Origin of the sequence: Streptomyces tremellae (genome assembly GCF_039540215.1) — a bacterium.
GTDB lineage: Bacteria > Actinomycetota > Actinomycetes > Streptomycetales > Streptomycetaceae > Streptomyces > Streptomyces tremellae.
This window is the reverse complement of record NZ_BAABEP010000008.1, coordinates 1-14,963: the sequence shown is the minus strand read 5'-3', so window position 1 is coordinate 14,963 and position 14,963 is coordinate 1. Positions and strand designations below refer to the sequence as shown.

Genomic DNA, 14,963 nt, shown 5'->3' with positions numbered 1-14,963 from the left:
TGGTCCGGCACAGGGAAGGACGCCGTCGTCCCGCCGAACAGTTGCCGAACACTCCCCGCCCCCGCCTCGGGACGCTAGCACGCGGGCGCGGCGCGCCGTAGGGGACGCCTCACGCCGCGGCGCCCCCGGCGGCGCCCTCTCGGGGAGGGGGCGCCGCCGGGGGCGCGGGCTCGGAAGGGGCCAGGACAGGGGCTCAGAAGTGGGTGAGCTTGGCGCCGAGCCCCGGCTCCGTCAGGTCGTGCTGGAGGGCCACCGGGATCTTCGTGGAGCTGAGGCCGTTGCCGACGGTCAGCGTGCCGACCCGGGTGCCCGCCTTCGCCTCGTGCGGGACGGGCGTGGAGCCGCTGTCGAGCGCCAGCTTCTCGGTGAGGCCGCCCCAGCCGACCGCCTTCGCGTCGGCCGTGGCCACGACCGGCACCGTGCCGCCCATGCCGTCGTCCACCTCGCCGACGACCTGGCCCTCGCGGACCACCGCGGCCCGCTTCAGCTCGCCCTCGGCGGCGAGCAGCGCGGTCTTGCTGACCGCGTTGACGGTGTCGATGATGGCGGGCTTGTGCTGGCCGAAGATCGCGCCGACGATCAGCTGGTCCTTGCCGTCGACCACCCTGTGCGCGGCGAACACCAGGTTGCCGCCGGCCGCGTTGGTCGTGCCGGTCTTCAGGCCGATCGCGCCGTTGTACGGGACGAGGGTGTTGTAGTTGCGCCAGGTGTGTCCTGACGGGTCGGTCCACTGCGGCAGGACCGTGATCGCGGTGAGCGCCGGGATGCCGACGAGCTTCTGCCCGAGCACCACCTGGTCCTTCGCCGTGCTCACCGTGGACGACTTGAGGCCCGAGGGGTCGGTGTACGTGGTGTGGTCCATGCCGAGCGACGCCGCCTCGGCGTTCATCTTCTTGACGAAGGCCGCCTCCGAGCCCGCGTCCCAGCGGGCCAGCAGGCGGGCGACGTTGTTCGCCGAGGGGATCATCAGGGCGGACAGCGCGTCCTTGAGGCTGAGCTTGTCGCCCGCCTTGATCGTGTTGAGCGTCGACTCGCCCTCGCTGTCGAGGCCGCCCTCCTGCTCGGCCCGCTTGTCGACGGGGATCGAGGGGCCCTTGGCGCCGGTTTTCAGCGGGTGGTCCTTGAGCACCAGGTACGCGGTCATCATCTTGGCCACGCTGCCGACCGGTACGGGGGTCTCCTTGCCGAACGAGTCCATCGTCCCGAGTCCTGGCGCGGCGAGGTAGCCCTGACCCTCGGAGGGCCACGGCAGCCGCGGCTTCTTCCCCGCGAAGCTGTACGTGGCGGACGCGGTCAGCTGCAACGACGGCGTCGGCAGCGGGCGTACGGCCTGCACGACGACGTAGACGATCGCCAGCAGGACGACGAGCGGCGTCCAGATCTTGAACCGCCGCACGACCACGCGGACCGGGGTGTCCGGCGTGTTCGTCAGCTCGGCGAGCAGGTCGAGCGGGTCCTTCGGCGGTACGGGCTGCTGGGCGGTCCGCTCGGGGTCGATCACGGGCGTGATGGGCCCGCCCGCCCCGCCGGCCTCAGCGTCGTCGCGCTTGAGCGGTACGAACGTGCTGCCCTCGGCACCCGCACGGCCGTTGAGCGCCGGGGCGTCGGGCAGCTTGAGCGCGGTCGTCGGCTGGTCGGTCCGCGCGGTCGCGCCGGACACCGAGACGGCCCGGATCGCGGTCGTCGGCTGGTCCGTCCCGCGCCGCAGCGCGGTCGTCGGCTGGTCCACCACGCCCGGGGCCCGCTCCCCAGAAGCCGGCGCGGGCACCCCACCGGAGTCCTTCGCACCGGAGGCCTTCCCACCGGGGGCCCCGCCGTCTGGGGCCTTGCCGCCGGATGTCTTCCCGCCGGAGGTCCCGCCACCAGAGCCCTTCGGGCCGGGGGCCCCGCCCTCAGGGGACTTGGCGCCGGAGGCCTTTCCACCAGGGGCCTCACCACCGGGGCCCTTGGGACCGGGGCCCTTGGGACCGGCAGCCGAGCCGCCCTGCGCCTTCGCACCGGAAGCCGCCTTCGCGCCGGAAGCCGGGGACTCGCCCCCGGCTGCCTTCCCTCCGGGGGCACCGCCCTCGGGGGAGTTGGCGCCCGGGGCCTCGGTGTCGGCGGCCAGGCCGCCGGAGGCGTCGGCGCCGGACGTCTTCGCGCCGGATGCCTCCCCGTCCGGGGTCTTCGGGGCAGCAGCGGCCGTGCCGGAGGCGGAGGCCGCCGGGACCTTGCCACCGGGGGCCTCGGGGTCGGGGCCCTTCGCGGTCGGGGCATCGCCGCCGGAGGTCTTCGCGCCGGATGCCTCCCCGTCCGGGGTCTTCGGGGCGGCGGCGGCCGTGCCGGCCCGCTTCGGCTCGGGAGACTCGGCGCCCGATGTCGTAAGAGCCGCGGACTCGGCGGGGTCCGCCTCGGCTTCGGCCGCCTCGAAGCTGGCGGGCTTGGTGCCGGACGGCTTCGCGCCGGACGCGCCGGCGTCGCCCGACCGTGCGTCGGGCACCTTCGCGGTGCCCGCGCCGGCGCCGCCCGACTCCGGGTCGCCGGGCTCCGCGTCGGCAGCCTCGGCGCCCGCGCCGGCGGGCCGAGTGGCCGTGGGCTCCGGGACCGCGCGCTCGGCGGTGTCTGCGCCGCCCCTCGCGGCCACGGGGCGCTCGCCCGTGCCTGCGGCGGTGTCCGCTCCCTTGGCGGTGGCGCCCCCGGCGCCCGTCGCGCCGGCGGGCCGCGTGGCCCCTGGCGCGGGGGTTATGGCCGCTTCGGCGTCGGACTCGGCCTCGGTGTTCGCTTCCGCAACGTTCGCAGCGCCCTCCGGGCCGCTCGCGCCCGCCTCGCGTTCGTCCGGGCCCGTCTCCCCCGACGCCTTGTGCTGTTCCGACTTGCCGGGGGACTCGCCCGCCACCGTGTCTCCTTCGTATCGCTCCGCCGTACGGCGCCTACCCGCGCCGGACCGCGCTGTCCGAACCGTCTCCCAGTTTCCCGTTCGGGACCTGCGCCCGTGTCCTAGACGAGAACGACATACATAACGGTTCCCGCACAAAGCACCCAGGCGCTCTCGACAGACCAATGTGAGAGGGGTCACCCTGTCATTCATCCACGCGGGGAGGCATGGATGGGCAGGAGCCGCAGAACAATTCCGGAGGAGCTTCTGCTGCTCGCTCTGGACCCGACCACGGGTACCACAGCGCAGCCGCAGTCGCTCGACCTCGGCCTGGCCGGAGCACAGCTAGTAGAGCTGGCGATGGCAGGCCGGATAGCCCCTGACGGGGATCGTATCGCCGTGGTGATGCCACGGCCGACCGGAGATCCGACGCTGGACTCCGCACTGGAGCTGCTGCGCAGACGCGGCAGCCCGGTCCGGGCCGTGCACTGGATCGGCGGGCCCCGGCTGGGGCTGCGCCAGACGTATCTCACGCACCTGGAGCGGTGCGGCATGGTGCATGCCGTGGCGGGCCAGATGTGCGGGGTGCTGCCGACGACGCGCTACCAAGCGACGGACACGGCGGTCAGCCGGGAGATCAGGGCCCGGCTCGACAGTGCGATCCGCACCGGCGTACCGCCGGATCCGCGGACCGCGGCGCTCGCCGCGCTGGCCCACGCGGTCGGCCTCGGCAAGCACCTGTACCCGGGGAACGAGGGGCGTTCTTCGCGCTCCAGGCTCCGGGACCTGATTAGGCACGACCCCATGGGCGGTCTCGTCGCGCACGCCGTGATGGACGTGCAGAACGGCGTCGCGGCCCCGCCGCGGCGCGGCCCCGCCCAGGGGGCGGCCGCGACCGGTCAGAGCGCGGGCGGGCGCCCCGGAGGCGTCCCGATGCAGCCGAGCCGGAGCGGGGGCATGGCCCGCGTGCCGGCGCACTAGGGTCTTTCGTCTGGATCAGGCGGATGCGGCACCGGGGCACGCGAGCCCGGCACGATCCAGACGGAGGACCCTGGGCCGCGTCCGGTGCCGCGCGGGTCGCGCGCGGCACCGGACGCGCGCCGCGGCCCGTAGGGGGCCCGTGGCGCCCGCATGGGTGCCCGTACGGGCATTACACGCGGGCGGCCGCCCCGGCAGTCGGAGGGCGGCCGTCGCGGGCCCGCACCGCCGCGTGCCGCACGTGCCGCACGCCGTACCGACGCCCAGAGCCGGTCCGGGAGCCGCAACCCCGCGCGCGGGGCAGTCCGATCGCCGGACTGCCCCGCGCGCGCGTGCGCACGAACCGGGCGCCCGCGGGGGGCCTGTCTCACCGTTTCCCAGCGGGACCGGGCCGATCGATGGCAATCTGCTGAGCAGTAGATACGTACAGCTACCGCCGCACGGCCGGCCGCTCGCGCGGTCGCAGGACGGCGTGCCGACCCCCCTTCCACCGGAGGTGCAGTCCCCGTGGCGTCCAACGTCAACCCCACTGTCAGGCGACGCCGATTGGGCCAGGAGCTGCGCAGGCTCCGCGAGCAGCGGGGCATGACGGCCGAGGAGGTCGCGGAGCGCCTGCTCGTCTCCCAGTCGAAGATCAGCCGACTGGAGAACGGGCGCAGGTCGATCAGCCAGCGCGACGTGCGCGACCTGTGCGGGGTCTACGAGGTCGACGACCGCCGCATTGTCGATTCGCTGATGCAGATGGCGAAGGATTCGCGCCAGCAAGGATGGTGGCACGCGTTCGGCGACATCCCGTACAGCGTCTACATCGGCCTGGAGACCGACGCGGCGTCGCTGCGGGTGTACGAGCCCCAGGTGGTGCCGGGGCTGCTCCAGACCCGGGACTACGCGGAGGCGCTCGTCACGGGCGCGCTGCCGGAGTACAGCAAGGCCGACGTGGACAAGCGCGTGGGCGTGCGGATGCGGCGGCAGGACCGGATCAAGGACGGCGAGTCGCCGCTGCGGCTGTGGGCCGTGGTGGACGAGGCGGCGCTGCGCCGGGTCGTGGGCGGCAAGCAGCTCATGCGGGAGCAGCTCGAACACCTGCTCGACCAGTCGCACCTGCCCCATGTGACCGTGCAGGTACTGCCGTTCGAGATGGGCGCCCACCCGGGCATCAGCGGGCACTACGCGATCCTGGAGTTCCCCGACGCGTCGGACTCCAGCGTCGTCTACATCGAGGGCGTCACGAGCGACCTCTACCTGGAGAAGGCCAACGACGTCCAGCGGTACAGCGTGATGTACGAGCACCTGCGCGCGCAGGCCCTCAACGTCGAGCAGACGCGGGACTTCATCTCCGCGATCGCGAAGGACTACACCGCCAAGTAGCACCTCTCAGAAGGGTGTTGATCTTGGACGTTGTTCAGGGTGCGGGGAGAGTACACCGAGTGGGGCGATGATCAGACCATCCCCCTGGAATATGCCACCCAAACGAGTGAACGGCCGTCCCGTCCACGAGGCCGGGCGAGTAGCGTCGATCGCGCCAGCAGAAAGTTGGCGTGATTTCACACCACTTGCCGAACCGGAGTGAAGAAGCATGGCAATCCTTCAGGGCGCCACGGAGACGTGGACCAAGTCGTCCTACTCGGGCGGAAACGGTGCGTGCGTCGAGGTCAGGTCCCCCGAGGTCCTGACGGTCGACGTCCGTGACTCGAAGGCCCCCGAGGGCCCCTCGATCGCCTTCTCCCCCACCTCGTGGACGTCGTTCGTCACCGAGGTGCACGGCGGCGGGTTCTGACCCGCCCGACCCACCGCAGTTCTCGGAGCCCTCTCGACCGGTCCGCCGTCCTGGCCGAGGGGGCTCGGCCGTGCCCGGGGTCCCCGCCACCCGGCCGGCCCCCGTGAAGCCGCGCACACCCCTCCCCCGCGACGCAACGCCCGCCGCCCGCGGCGCCGTTCCCCCTTCCGCGGCCACCGCGGGACCCGCATCCCGCGCCCGGCCGTCCTCGTTCGCCGTCCTCGTTCGCACGCGACGGCCGCCGTACGGCCTCACATGGCATGAGCCCGACAGAGAGCTCACCCATGGTGTGGCGGCGGTCACGACCACGACAACTCTTTACCAAGTCAAGGGATAGTAAAATCGTTCGGTTAGCTGATCTGGGTTCACATCCCTGACCAACCTCACCCTTGACCCGCCCCCACGCCTGACGGTTCAATCCCCCGGAGTCCCCCTTCCCGCAAGGGCGGCCCCCGCCCGCGGAACAACCGGCAGAGAGCGACCGGACGTTCACAAGGCGGACCCCTGGAGGGGGCATATGAACAGCCTCGACTGGGTCGTGCTCATCGCGTACTTCGCCGTGATGATCGCGATCGGTGTGTGGTCGCACAAACGCGTCGGCGACGTCGGCGACTTCTTCACCGCGGGCGGCCGGATGCCCTGGTGGCTCTCGGGCATCTCGCACCACATGTCCGGCTACAGCGCGGTGATGTTCACCGGTTACGCGGGCATCGCGTACACCTACGGCGTCACGTCGTTCTGGACGTGGTCCTTCCCGATCGCGGTGGGCGTGGCGATCGGCATCAAGCTGTTCGCGCCGCGGCTCAACCGGCTGCGCGCCCGGTTGCACGTGGCGTCGCCGCTGGAGTACCTGAAGGACCGCTACGACGTGAAGACGCAGCAACTGCTGGCCTGGTCCGGCCTGTTGCTGAAGATCGTCGACGTGGCGTCCAAGTGGGCGGCGATCGCCACCCTGCTGTCAGTGTTCACCGGACTCTCGCTCACCCAGGGCATCATGATCACCGGCGCGATCACGGCGCTGTACTGCACGGTCGGTGGTCTGTGGGCGGACGCGCTGACCGAACTCGGCCAGTTCATCATCCAGTTCGTCGCGGGGATCGCGATGCTGGTCGCGGTGACGGCGAAGCTCGGCGGCTTCGACACGCTGTGGACGGTCTGGGACAAGCTGCCCGCGGGCCACGGGAATCCGACCGCGGGCCCGTACACCGGGATCTTCCTGGTGGCGTTCCTGTTCATCAAGACCTTCGAGTACAACGGCGGCATGTGGAACCAGGCGCAGCGCTACATGGCGACGCGCACGCCCCGCGAGGCGAGCAGGTCGGCGACGCTGTCGGCCGTGCTGTGGCTGGTCTGGCCGCTGGTGCTGTTCTTCCCCATGTGGTGCGCACCGCTGCTGGTGCACGCCGCGAAGCCGGACGCCTCGGACTCGTACGCGCTGCTGACCGAGCAGCTGATCCCGCACGGGCTGCTCGGCCTGGTCGTCGTGGGTTTCTTCTCGCACACCATGGCGATGTGCTCGGGCGACGCGAACGCGATCTCCGCGGTCTTCACCCGCGACCTGGCGCCGGTCCTCTCCAAGTCGGCCCGCACCTGGTCCACCCGGGCGGGCCTGGTCGCGGCGCGGCTCTCGACGCTGGCGTTCCTCGCGCTGTCGATGGCGGTGGCCACGCAGGTCAACTCGCCCACGTTCAAGGACATCATCACTGTCGTGATCAAGTGGGTGGCGGGTCTTATGGGCCCGATCGCGATCCCGTTCATGCTCGGCATGCTGCGGGCGTTCCGCCGCTCGGGATCCTTCGCGGCGATCACCAGCTGGGCCGCGGGCCTGATCGCGTTCTGGCTGGTCAACTACCCGATCAACTGGGCAGTCGAGGGCGGTGTCGGCCTGGAGTACCAGGTGTCGGTGCCGTGCGCGATCTCGCTGGTGCTCTACATCGTCCTCGGCTTCCTGCGCCCGCAGGAGGCGCCCGGCCTCGACGCGCTCCTCGCGAAGATCAACGAGGACGGCCCGGAGCCGGACGCCGCGGGCACGGCCGCCGTGCCGCCGCAGCCGGCGGGGGACAGGGCCGCGGACACGGGCGCGGACGCGTCCTCGGGGCCCGACGCCCGCACCTGACCCCGGGCGCCCGGCGGCGCCTTCGGCCCACGCGCCCCGCGCACCCGCCCGTCCTGCCCGCCGCGCCTCCCCGCGGCGGGCCGGCGGCCGAGGGGCTCAGCCGACCGGGTACCGCCGCAGCCATGCCTCCTCGCGGGCGCCGGGGCCGTGCAGGGCCTGGGCCTGGGTGAGTTCCATGGCGAAGTCGTCGGCCAGCTCCAACAGCGCGGCCCGGCCTTCGAGTTCGGCGAGCCACAGCGGCGGCAGGGCCGTCTCGCCGTGCCAGGCGCCGAGCAGGGCTCCGCACAGCGGGGCGGCGGCCGCGGCCGTGGGGCCCGCGGCGGCAAGCGACAGGCCGTGCCGCACGTCCTCGGCGACGAGCGCACAGTAGACCGCGACGGCGAGCGCGTCCTCCGCGCCGCCGCTGCCGCCGAGCGCGGCCACCCGGTGCACGTCCGGCACCCCGGCGCGCACGCTCTCCAGCGCCTCGTCGAGTGCCCTGCTGACGGGCTCGGCGCCCGGCTGCCCCGCGAGCAGTCCGAGCGCGGCGCCGACCGCGGCCTCCAGCGGGGCGCGGCGTGCGAGGCCGTGCACGATCACCGCGTACGCGGAGGCGGAGCGCCTCGCCGCCGGATGGCCGTGCGTGTGCACCGCGCACTCGTCCGCGAGCAGGGACACCAACTCCGGTTCCCAGCCCACCAGAAGGCCGAACGGCGCGGAGCGCAGGGCGGCACCGGCGTCGCGGGCCCGCGGGTTCTTCGGGGCCTCGGTGGTGCCCATCACCTCGTCGCCGAGACCGAGCAGCAGCGGGCGCGCCGGGTCGCGGCGCGCGTACAGCCACTCTTCGAGGGCGAGCCAGCCGTTGTCCGCGCGCCGCTCGTCGGGGCCCCAGTCGCGCTGGGTGGAGTACCAGCGCCGGTGCGCCCTGTGGACGTCGGTCGGCGGGTGCCAGTGGCCGCGCTCGCGGCGGATCTGCGCGCGGATCAGGCCGTCGACGGTGAACATCGTCAGCTGGGTCGCCCAGGTCACCGCGCCGCGCCTGCCGTAAGCGGGCACGAGGTCGACCTCCGCGGGCAGCGAGCCGGGCTCGGGCGCCGCGCCCGGCGAGCCCGTACCCGGGGCGCCCGCGCCCGAGACCCCCGCGCCCACCGCGTCGCCGATCGCGCCGCCGAGCAGGCAGCCGCGCACCCGGCTGCGGAAGTCCAGCTGCTCGGCCCGGCCCCACACCGCGCTCACCCGTCACTCCCCACGTCAGGCAGCCCTCGACCCGCGGGCCTTCCGGGCCCCGGCGGAGAAACCTACCGTCCCGGGGCCCGGCGCGGCCTCACTCCGCGACCAGCGGCAGCAGTTGCGGCAGGTGGCCGTCGGAGGCCGAGGCGGCCCGTACGCGCTCCTCGGGGACCTCTCCGTACAGGGTGGTGCGCGGCCGGGACGGGCGGCCCGCGGCCTCCGCGATGGCCTGGAGGTCCTTGATGGACCGGTACGAGCCGTAACTCGACCCGGCCATACGGGAGATGGTCTCCTCCATCAGGGTGCCGCCGAGGTCGTTGGCGCCGGAGCGCAGCATTTCGGCCGCGCCCTCCGTGCCGAGCTTCACCCAACTCGTCTGGATGTTGGGGATGTACGGGTGCAGCAGCAGGCGGGCCATCGCCGTCACCGCCCGGTTGTCGCGGTCGGTCGGGCCGGGGCGCGCGATGCCGGCGAGGTACACGGGCGCGTTGGTGTGGATGAACGGCAGCGTCACGAACTCCGTGAAGCCGCCGGTCTCCTGCTGGATGCCGGCGAGGGTGCGCAGGTGGCCGAGCCAGTGGCGGGGCTGGTCGACGTGCCCGTACATCATCGTGGACGACGAGCGGATGCCGAGTTCGTGCGCGGTCTTCACGACCTCGATCCAGGTGGCGGTGGGCAGCTTGCCCTTGGTGAGGATCCAGCGGACCTCGTCGTCGAGGATCTCGGCGGCCGTGCCGGGGATCGAGCCGAGCCCGGCCTCCTTCGCCGCGGTCAGCCACTCGCGGATCGAAAGCCCGGTGCGGGTGGCGCCGTTGACGACCTCCATCGGTGAGAACGCGTGCACGTGCATGCCGGGCACGCGTTCCCTCACGGCCCGCGCGATGTCGAAGTAGGCGGTGCCGGGCAGGTCCGGGTGGATGCCGCCCTGCATGCAGACCTCCACCGCGCCCACGTCCCACGCCTGTTCTGCGCGGTCCGCGACCTGGGAGAGGGAGAGGGTGTACGCGTCGGCGTCGGTGCGGCGCTGCGCGAACGCGCAGAACCGGCAGCCGGTGTAGCAGACGTTGGTGAAGTTGATGTTGCGGGTGACGATGTACGTGACGTCGTCGCCGACCACGTCCCTGCGCAGCTCGTCCGCGATGCGGGTGAGCGTGTCGAGCGCGGGCCCGTCGGCGTGGAAGAGGGCGAGGGCCTGCTCGTCGGTGAGCTTCGTCGGGTCGTCGGCGGCCTGACCGAGGGCCTGGCGCACATCGCCGTCGATGCGTTCGGGCGCCATGCCGGGCGCCGCGGCCTCGCGCAGCGCGTCCCAGTCCCCGTACACCACGTCGAAGTCGTCGCGGCGGTCGCCGGTGCGGCCCTCGGTGTCGATGGTGCGGTGCAGGTCGGTCCTGCCGGTGGAGGTGAACACCTCGTCCGGCTCCTGCCAGGGCAGCCCCACCGGGATCACGTCCTCCCGGGCGAGGCCGGTCTCCGGGTCGGCGAGCGCGGTGACGTGCGGCAGCAGCCGCGGGTCGAGCCAGGGCTCGCCGCGCCGGATGAACTCCGGGTAGATCGTGAGGCGTTCCCGCAGCTCGAAACCGGACTCCGCGGTCTTCGCCGCGAGTTCGTCGATGTGCGGCCAGGGCCGCTCCGGGTTGACGTGGTCGGGGGTGAGCGGCGAGACACCGCCCCAGTCGTCGATGCCCGCGCGGATCAGCAGCGCGTACTCGGCGTCGACGAGGTTCGGCGGGGCCTGGATGCGGGCGGACGGGCCGAGGATGTGCCGGGCGACGGCGATCGCGGCGGCCAGCTCCTCCAGTTCGGCGTCGGGCATGCCGCGCATCGCCGTGTCCGGCTTGGCGCGGAAGTTCTGCACGATGACTTCCTGGATGCCGTGGTAGGCGCGGGCGGTGCGGCGCAGTTCGAAGAGGGCGTCGGCGCGCTCCTCGTACGACTCGCCGATGCCGATCAGGACGCCGGTGGTGAACGGCACGTTGGAGCGGCCCGCGTCCTCAAGGACGCGCAGCCGCACGGCCGGCTCCTTGTCGGGCGAGCCGTGGTGCGGGCCGCCCGGCTCGGACCACAGGCGGGTCGCGGTGGTCTCCAGCATCATCCCCATCGAGGGGGCGACCGGCTTGAGCCGCTGGAGGTCGGTCCACGACATGACGCCCGGGTTGAGGTGGGGCAGCAGCCCGGTCTCCTCCAGCACGCGGATCGCCATGGCCCGCACATAGGCGAGGGTGTCGTCGTACCCCTCGGCCTCCAGCCACTCGCGCGCCTCCGGCCAGCGCTCCTCGGGCTTGTCGCCGAGCGTGAACAGGGCCTCCTTGCAACCGAGCGCGGCGCCCTCGCGGGCGATCGCGAGGACCTCGTCGGGCGAGAGGAACATGCCGTGGCCGGCGCGGCGCAGCTTGCCTGGCACGGTGACGAAGGTGCAGTAGTGGCACTTGTCGCGGCACAGCCGCGTCAGCGGGATGAAGACCTTGCGCGAGTACGTGATGATCCCGGCGCGCCCCGCGGCCGCCAGGCCCGCGTCCCTGACCCGGGCGGCGGACGCGGCGAGGTCGGTCAGGTCGTCCCCCCTGGCCTGGAGCAGCACGGCGGCCTCGCCGACGTCGAGGGCGACGCCGTCACGGGCACGTTTCAGGGCGCGGCGCATGGAGTTGGCGGTGGGCAGCCCTGCGGCGGCCCCTGACCCCTCGGGCACGTGCGTAGTCATCCTTCGAGCATACGGAGCCACCGCCCGACCGCCAGAACAGGTGACGGGGCACACAGTCCGAGGTCAGGGGCGGTGCCCGGGGCGCGTCCTCCCCGTTGCGGGCCGAGGCCGTCCGGTGCGCGCCATGTGCTGGTCGCCGTGCCGCAACCCGGGGGTCGTGGGGGTGCCGGATCGTGCGGCGGTGGCCCGTTCCCCCCGAGCGCGAACCCGAGGAGCATCCCCTTCATGACCCGCGAAGCCTCCCCCGCGCGGCCCGGCCGCCGCGGCGTCCTCGTGACGGGCGCCGCCGCCGCGCTCACCCTGTCCACCGTGACCTTCGCCCACGACGCGGCGGCCGACGGCCCGTCCGCGCATCCTGACGGCGCGGCGGCGGGCACCGCCGGGAGCCGCGTCTCGCGCACGGTCGCAGGCACCCTGCCCGCCGGCTCGCCCGACTTCGTGTACCTGCCCTTCGAGGTGCCGCGCGGCGTGCGCGAGGTGCACGTCTCGTACACGTACGGCAAGCCGGCCGTGCCCGCGGGCACCCAGGGCAACGCCCTCGACATCGGACTGTTCGACGAGCGCGGCACCGGCCTCGGCGGCGCGGGCTTCCGCGGCTGGTCGGGCGGCGCGCGCACCGAGTTCTTCGTACGCTCGGACGACGCCACGCCCGGCTACCTCAGGGGCCCCGTGCGGCCCGGGACCTGGCAGGTCGCGCTCGGCCCCTACACGGTCGCGCCCGAGGGGCTGCCGTACGAGGTGACGATCACCCTCACCCACGGCCCGCAGGCGCCCACGCCCCGTCCTGTGTACCCGCCGGAGCGCGCGAAGGGCCGCCGCGGGGCCGGGCGCGCCTGGTACCGGGGCGACTGCCACCTGCACTCGGTGCACTCGGACGGCGGGCGCACGCCCGCCGAGATCGCGGCGCTCGCCCGCGCCGCCGGGCTCGACTTCCTGCACAGCAGCGACCACAACACCACGTCCGCGCACGGCGCGTGGGACGGGCTGTGGGGCGACGACCTGCTGATCCTCGTCGGCGAGGAGGTCACCACCCGCAACGGGCACGTCCTCGCGCTCTCCCCCGACCCGGGCACCTTCGTGGACTGGCGCTACCGGGCCCGCGACAACCGCTTCGGCCACTACGCGCGCGCCGTGCGCAGGGCGGGCGGCCTCGTCGTGCCCGCGCACCCGCACCAGACGTGCATCGGCTGCAACTGGAAGTACGGCTTCGCCGACGCGGACGCCGTCGAGGTGTGGAACGGGCCGTGGACCCCGGACGACGAGGTCTCCCTCGCGGACTGGGACAACAGCCTCGTGGCGTCGGTGCGTTCGGGCCGCGCGTGGACGCCGGCGATGGGCAACAGCGACGCGCACCGCGACCCCGACGCGGTCGGCAGGCCGCAGACGGTCGTGCTGGCCGACGAGTTGAGCCGCCGCGCGATCCTCGCGGGCCTGCGCGCGGGCCGCAGCTACGTCGCCGAGTCCGCGGAGGTCTCGCTCGCCCTCACCGCCTCGGGCGGCAGGGGCGGGCACGCGGGCATCGGGGAGCGGCTGACGGGCGCCGGGCCCGGCGACGACGTGACCGTGCGGCTCGACGTGACGGGCGCGCCCGGCTGCACGGTGTCGTTCGTGACCGACCAGGGCACCCTGTTCACGGCGCCTTCGCCGCTGCCTGCGACGGGCTCGGGCTCGGCCGTGTGGACGACCACGCCGCAGTACGCGAGCTATGTGCGCGCCGAGGTGCGCCACCCGGCGGCGCCCGGGAGCGGCGGCCTGCCGGGCGCGCTCGCCGCGTTCACCAACCCGGTCTTCCTCGGCGCGGAAGGCGCCGCACGCTGACGGGGCGCGCCGAGGGGCCGCCCGCCCGGGGCGGAGCCACGGCCGGGACCCCGGGGCGGAGCCACGGGTGGAGAGCGGATTTCCACCTGTGGTTCCACCCCGGGGTTGATCGCGGAAACGCCCGCGGAGCGGATGCTCGACGGCATGACGCTCACCGAATGGTTCATCGACATCGCGCTGGTCCTCGTCGTGTTCCGCCAGCTCCGCGAGGAGAAGCTGACCGTGCGCACGATCCTGCTGCCGCTTGCCATCGTCGGCTGGGCCGCGAGCCAGTACCTGCACGCCATACCCACCGCGGGCAACGACCTCGCGCTCGCCCTCGCCTTCGCGGGCACCGGCGCCGCCTTCGGCCTCGCGGGCGGCCTGCTCACCCGGGTCAGGCACGCGGAGGGCCACGTCCGCATCAGGGCCACGCCGAGCGCGGCGGCGCTCTGGGTGCTCAGCATGGGTTTCCGCCTCGGCTTCGCGGTGTGGTCCTCGCACGCCTCGGGCGGCGCGCACCTCGCCCGCTTCTCCGCCGACCACGACATCACCACCGCGCAGGCCTGGGTGGTGGCGCTCATCCTGATGGCCTTCGCCGAGGTCGTCTTCCGCCTCGGCACCATCGTCGCCCGCGCCCGCCGCACCACCCTCCGCGCCCGCACCATCCCCACCCCCCAGTCCCCCACCTACGCCTGACCCCCGCCCGTCCGCCGGGCCGGGGGCGGTGGGGATTGAACCTTTCGAGGGACTTGTACGTAGTACCGGGTGAGGCGCCCGGGTCTCCCCCGGGCCTCGGGCGCCTCGCCCCGGTCAGCGGGCCAGGGAGGCGGCGTCGCCCATGACGACGACCGGGCGCAGGGCCGGGTCGAGCAGGCGGAGCAGCTGCCTCATGCGGTCCTCGGGGAGCGCGACGCAGCCGTGGGTGGGGCCGCCGTGGTCGACGTGGAACCAGATGCCGCCGCCGCGGTCCTCGCCGAGAGGGCGCTTGAGGTCGAGCGGCGAGACGCCCGCGACGCGGTTGTAGTTGATGGCGACGACGTAGTCGAAGGCGTGCGCGAGGGACTCGCCCTCGAAGCCGGTGCCCTCGGTCGCGAAGTCCGGCGACGCGTCGTACGGCAGGCGGGTGCCGGGGTCGGGCAGCCGGCCGCCCGCGTCGGTGAGGCCGAAGACGCCGACGGGTGAGCGCAGGTCGTCGTCGTGGTGGTCCTGCGTCCAGCCGTCGCGCGCGTTGCGCGCCCGCCAGTCGGCGTCGGTGACCCAGCCCGCGCCGGTGAGGCGGTACGCGACCAGGCGTGCACGCGGCGAGTCCACGTCCCTGCCCCTGACCACGACGACCTGGCGGGCGCTCGCGGGCACCTGGGCGAGGGTGCGCGGGCCGAGGCCCGGCAGCTGCCGGTGGACCGGGGCGCCGGCCGCCTCAAGCGGGCCCGGCGCGGCCCGCGGCCCCGGCGGTCCCGCCGCGGTGGCCGCCGCGCGGGCCGCGGGGTGCCGGAGGAGATGTCGACCGAGTCGACGGAGAAGCCGAAGGGGT

General features: G+C 73.8%; 10 protein-coding genes. 6 read left to right on the top strand and 4 right to left on the bottom strand.

Annotated features, from left to right (window positions below):
- Positions 1 to 193: 193 nt before the first annotated feature.
- Positions 194 to 2,875, bottom strand: coding sequence for a D-alanyl-D-alanine carboxypeptidase (locus ABEA77_RS08670; protein ID WP_345643507.1), 2,682 nt, complete (start codon positions 2,873 to 2,875; stop codon positions 194 to 196).
- 210 nt (positions 2,876 to 3,085) lie between these two features.
- Between ABEA77_RS08670 and ABEA77_RS08665 the strand changes: the two genes are divergently transcribed.
- From ABEA77_RS08665 to ABEA77_RS08650, 4 genes are all read left to right on the top strand, one after another.
- Positions 3,086 to 3,835 carry a GOLPH3/VPS74 family protein gene (locus tag ABEA77_RS08665; protein ID WP_345643505.1) on the top strand — a complete coding sequence of 250 codons (750 nt, stop codon included), beginning with the start codon at positions 3,086 to 3,088 and terminating at the stop codon, positions 3,833 to 3,835.
- 504 nt (positions 3,836 to 4,339) lie between these two features.
- Positions 4,340 to 5,200 carry a helix-turn-helix domain-containing protein gene (locus ABEA77_RS08660; protein WP_345643504.1) on the top strand — a complete coding sequence of 287 codons (861 nt, stop codon included), beginning with the start codon at positions 4,340 to 4,342 and terminating at the stop codon, positions 5,198 to 5,200.
- A 208-nt stretch (positions 5,201 to 5,408) separates the two neighbouring features.
- Complete coding sequence (locus ABEA77_RS08655; protein ID WP_345643501.1) at positions 5,409 to 5,609, top strand: DUF397 domain-containing protein; 201 nt, start codon at positions 5,409 to 5,411, stop codon at positions 5,607 to 5,609.
- 517 nt (positions 5,610 to 6,126) lie between these two features.
- A complete protein-coding gene (locus ABEA77_RS08650) occupies positions 6,127 to 7,725 on the top strand; it encodes a sodium:solute symporter family protein (RefSeq protein ID WP_345643498.1) in 1,599 nt (532 codons plus the stop codon).
- A gap of 96 nt (positions 7,726 to 7,821) precedes the next feature.
- Here ABEA77_RS08650 and ABEA77_RS08645 read toward each other — a convergent pair whose 3' ends face one another.
- Both ABEA77_RS08645 and ABEA77_RS08640 read right to left on the bottom strand, forming a co-directional pair.
- Positions 7,822 to 8,940: an ADP-ribosylglycohydrolase family protein gene (locus ABEA77_RS08645; RefSeq protein WP_345643495.1), complete on the bottom strand. Its 1,119-nt coding sequence runs from the start codon at positions 8,938 to 8,940 to the stop codon at positions 7,822 to 7,824.
- A gap of 88 nt (positions 8,941 to 9,028) precedes the next feature.
- Positions 9,029 to 11,632, bottom strand: a complete 2,604-nt coding sequence (locus ABEA77_RS08640; protein WP_345643492.1) for a bifunctional FO biosynthesis protein CofGH — start codon at positions 11,630 to 11,632, stop codon at positions 9,029 to 9,031.
- Positions 11,633 to 11,857: 225 nt separating this feature from the next.
- Here ABEA77_RS08640 and ABEA77_RS08635 point away from each other — a divergent pair, with 225 nt between their 5' ends.
- Together ABEA77_RS08635 and ABEA77_RS08630 are read left to right on the top strand one after the other, a co-directional pair.
- Positions 11,858 to 13,450, top strand: a complete 1,593-nt coding sequence (locus tag ABEA77_RS08635) for a CehA/McbA family metallohydrolase (RefSeq protein WP_345643489.1) — start codon at positions 11,858 to 11,860, stop codon at positions 13,448 to 13,450.
- Between the two features lie 144 nt (positions 13,451 to 13,594).
- Entirely contained in the window at positions 13,595 to 14,128 is a 534-nt protein-coding gene (locus tag ABEA77_RS08630) for a hypothetical protein (protein WP_345643486.1), read from the top strand.
- Between the two features lie 114 nt (positions 14,129 to 14,242).
- Here ABEA77_RS08630 and ABEA77_RS08625 read toward each other — a convergent pair.
- Positions 14,243 to 14,963 (bottom strand): L,D-transpeptidase family protein (locus ABEA77_RS08625; RefSeq protein WP_345643484.1); only part of this gene is annotated, 721 nt, incomplete at its 5' end.

What these genes read in the sequence shown, in the direction of transcription:
- ABEA77_RS08640 (WP_345643492.1), bottom strand. Translation starts at nt 11,632, where the DNA reads ATGACTACGCACGTGCCCGAGGGGTCAGGGGCCGCCGCAGGGCTGCCC.
- ABEA77_RS08650 (WP_345643498.1), top strand. Translation starts at nt 6,127, where the DNA reads ATGAACAGCCTCGACTGGGTCGTGCTCATCGCGTACTTCGCCGTGATG.
- ABEA77_RS08630 (WP_345643486.1), top strand. Translation starts at nt 13,595, where the DNA reads ATGACGCTCACCGAATGGTTCATCGACATCGCGCTGGTCCTCGTCGTG.
- ABEA77_RS08665 (WP_345643505.1), top strand. Translation starts at nt 3,086, where the DNA reads ATGGGCAGGAGCCGCAGAACAATTCCGGAGGAGCTTCTGCTGCTCGCT.
- ABEA77_RS08635 (WP_345643489.1), top strand. Translation starts at nt 11,858, where the DNA reads ATGACCCGCGAAGCCTCCCCCGCGCGGCCCGGCCGCCGCGGCGTCCTC.
- ABEA77_RS08655 (WP_345643501.1), top strand. Translation starts at nt 5,409, where the DNA reads ATGGCAATCCTTCAGGGCGCCACGGAGACGTGGACCAAGTCGTCCTAC.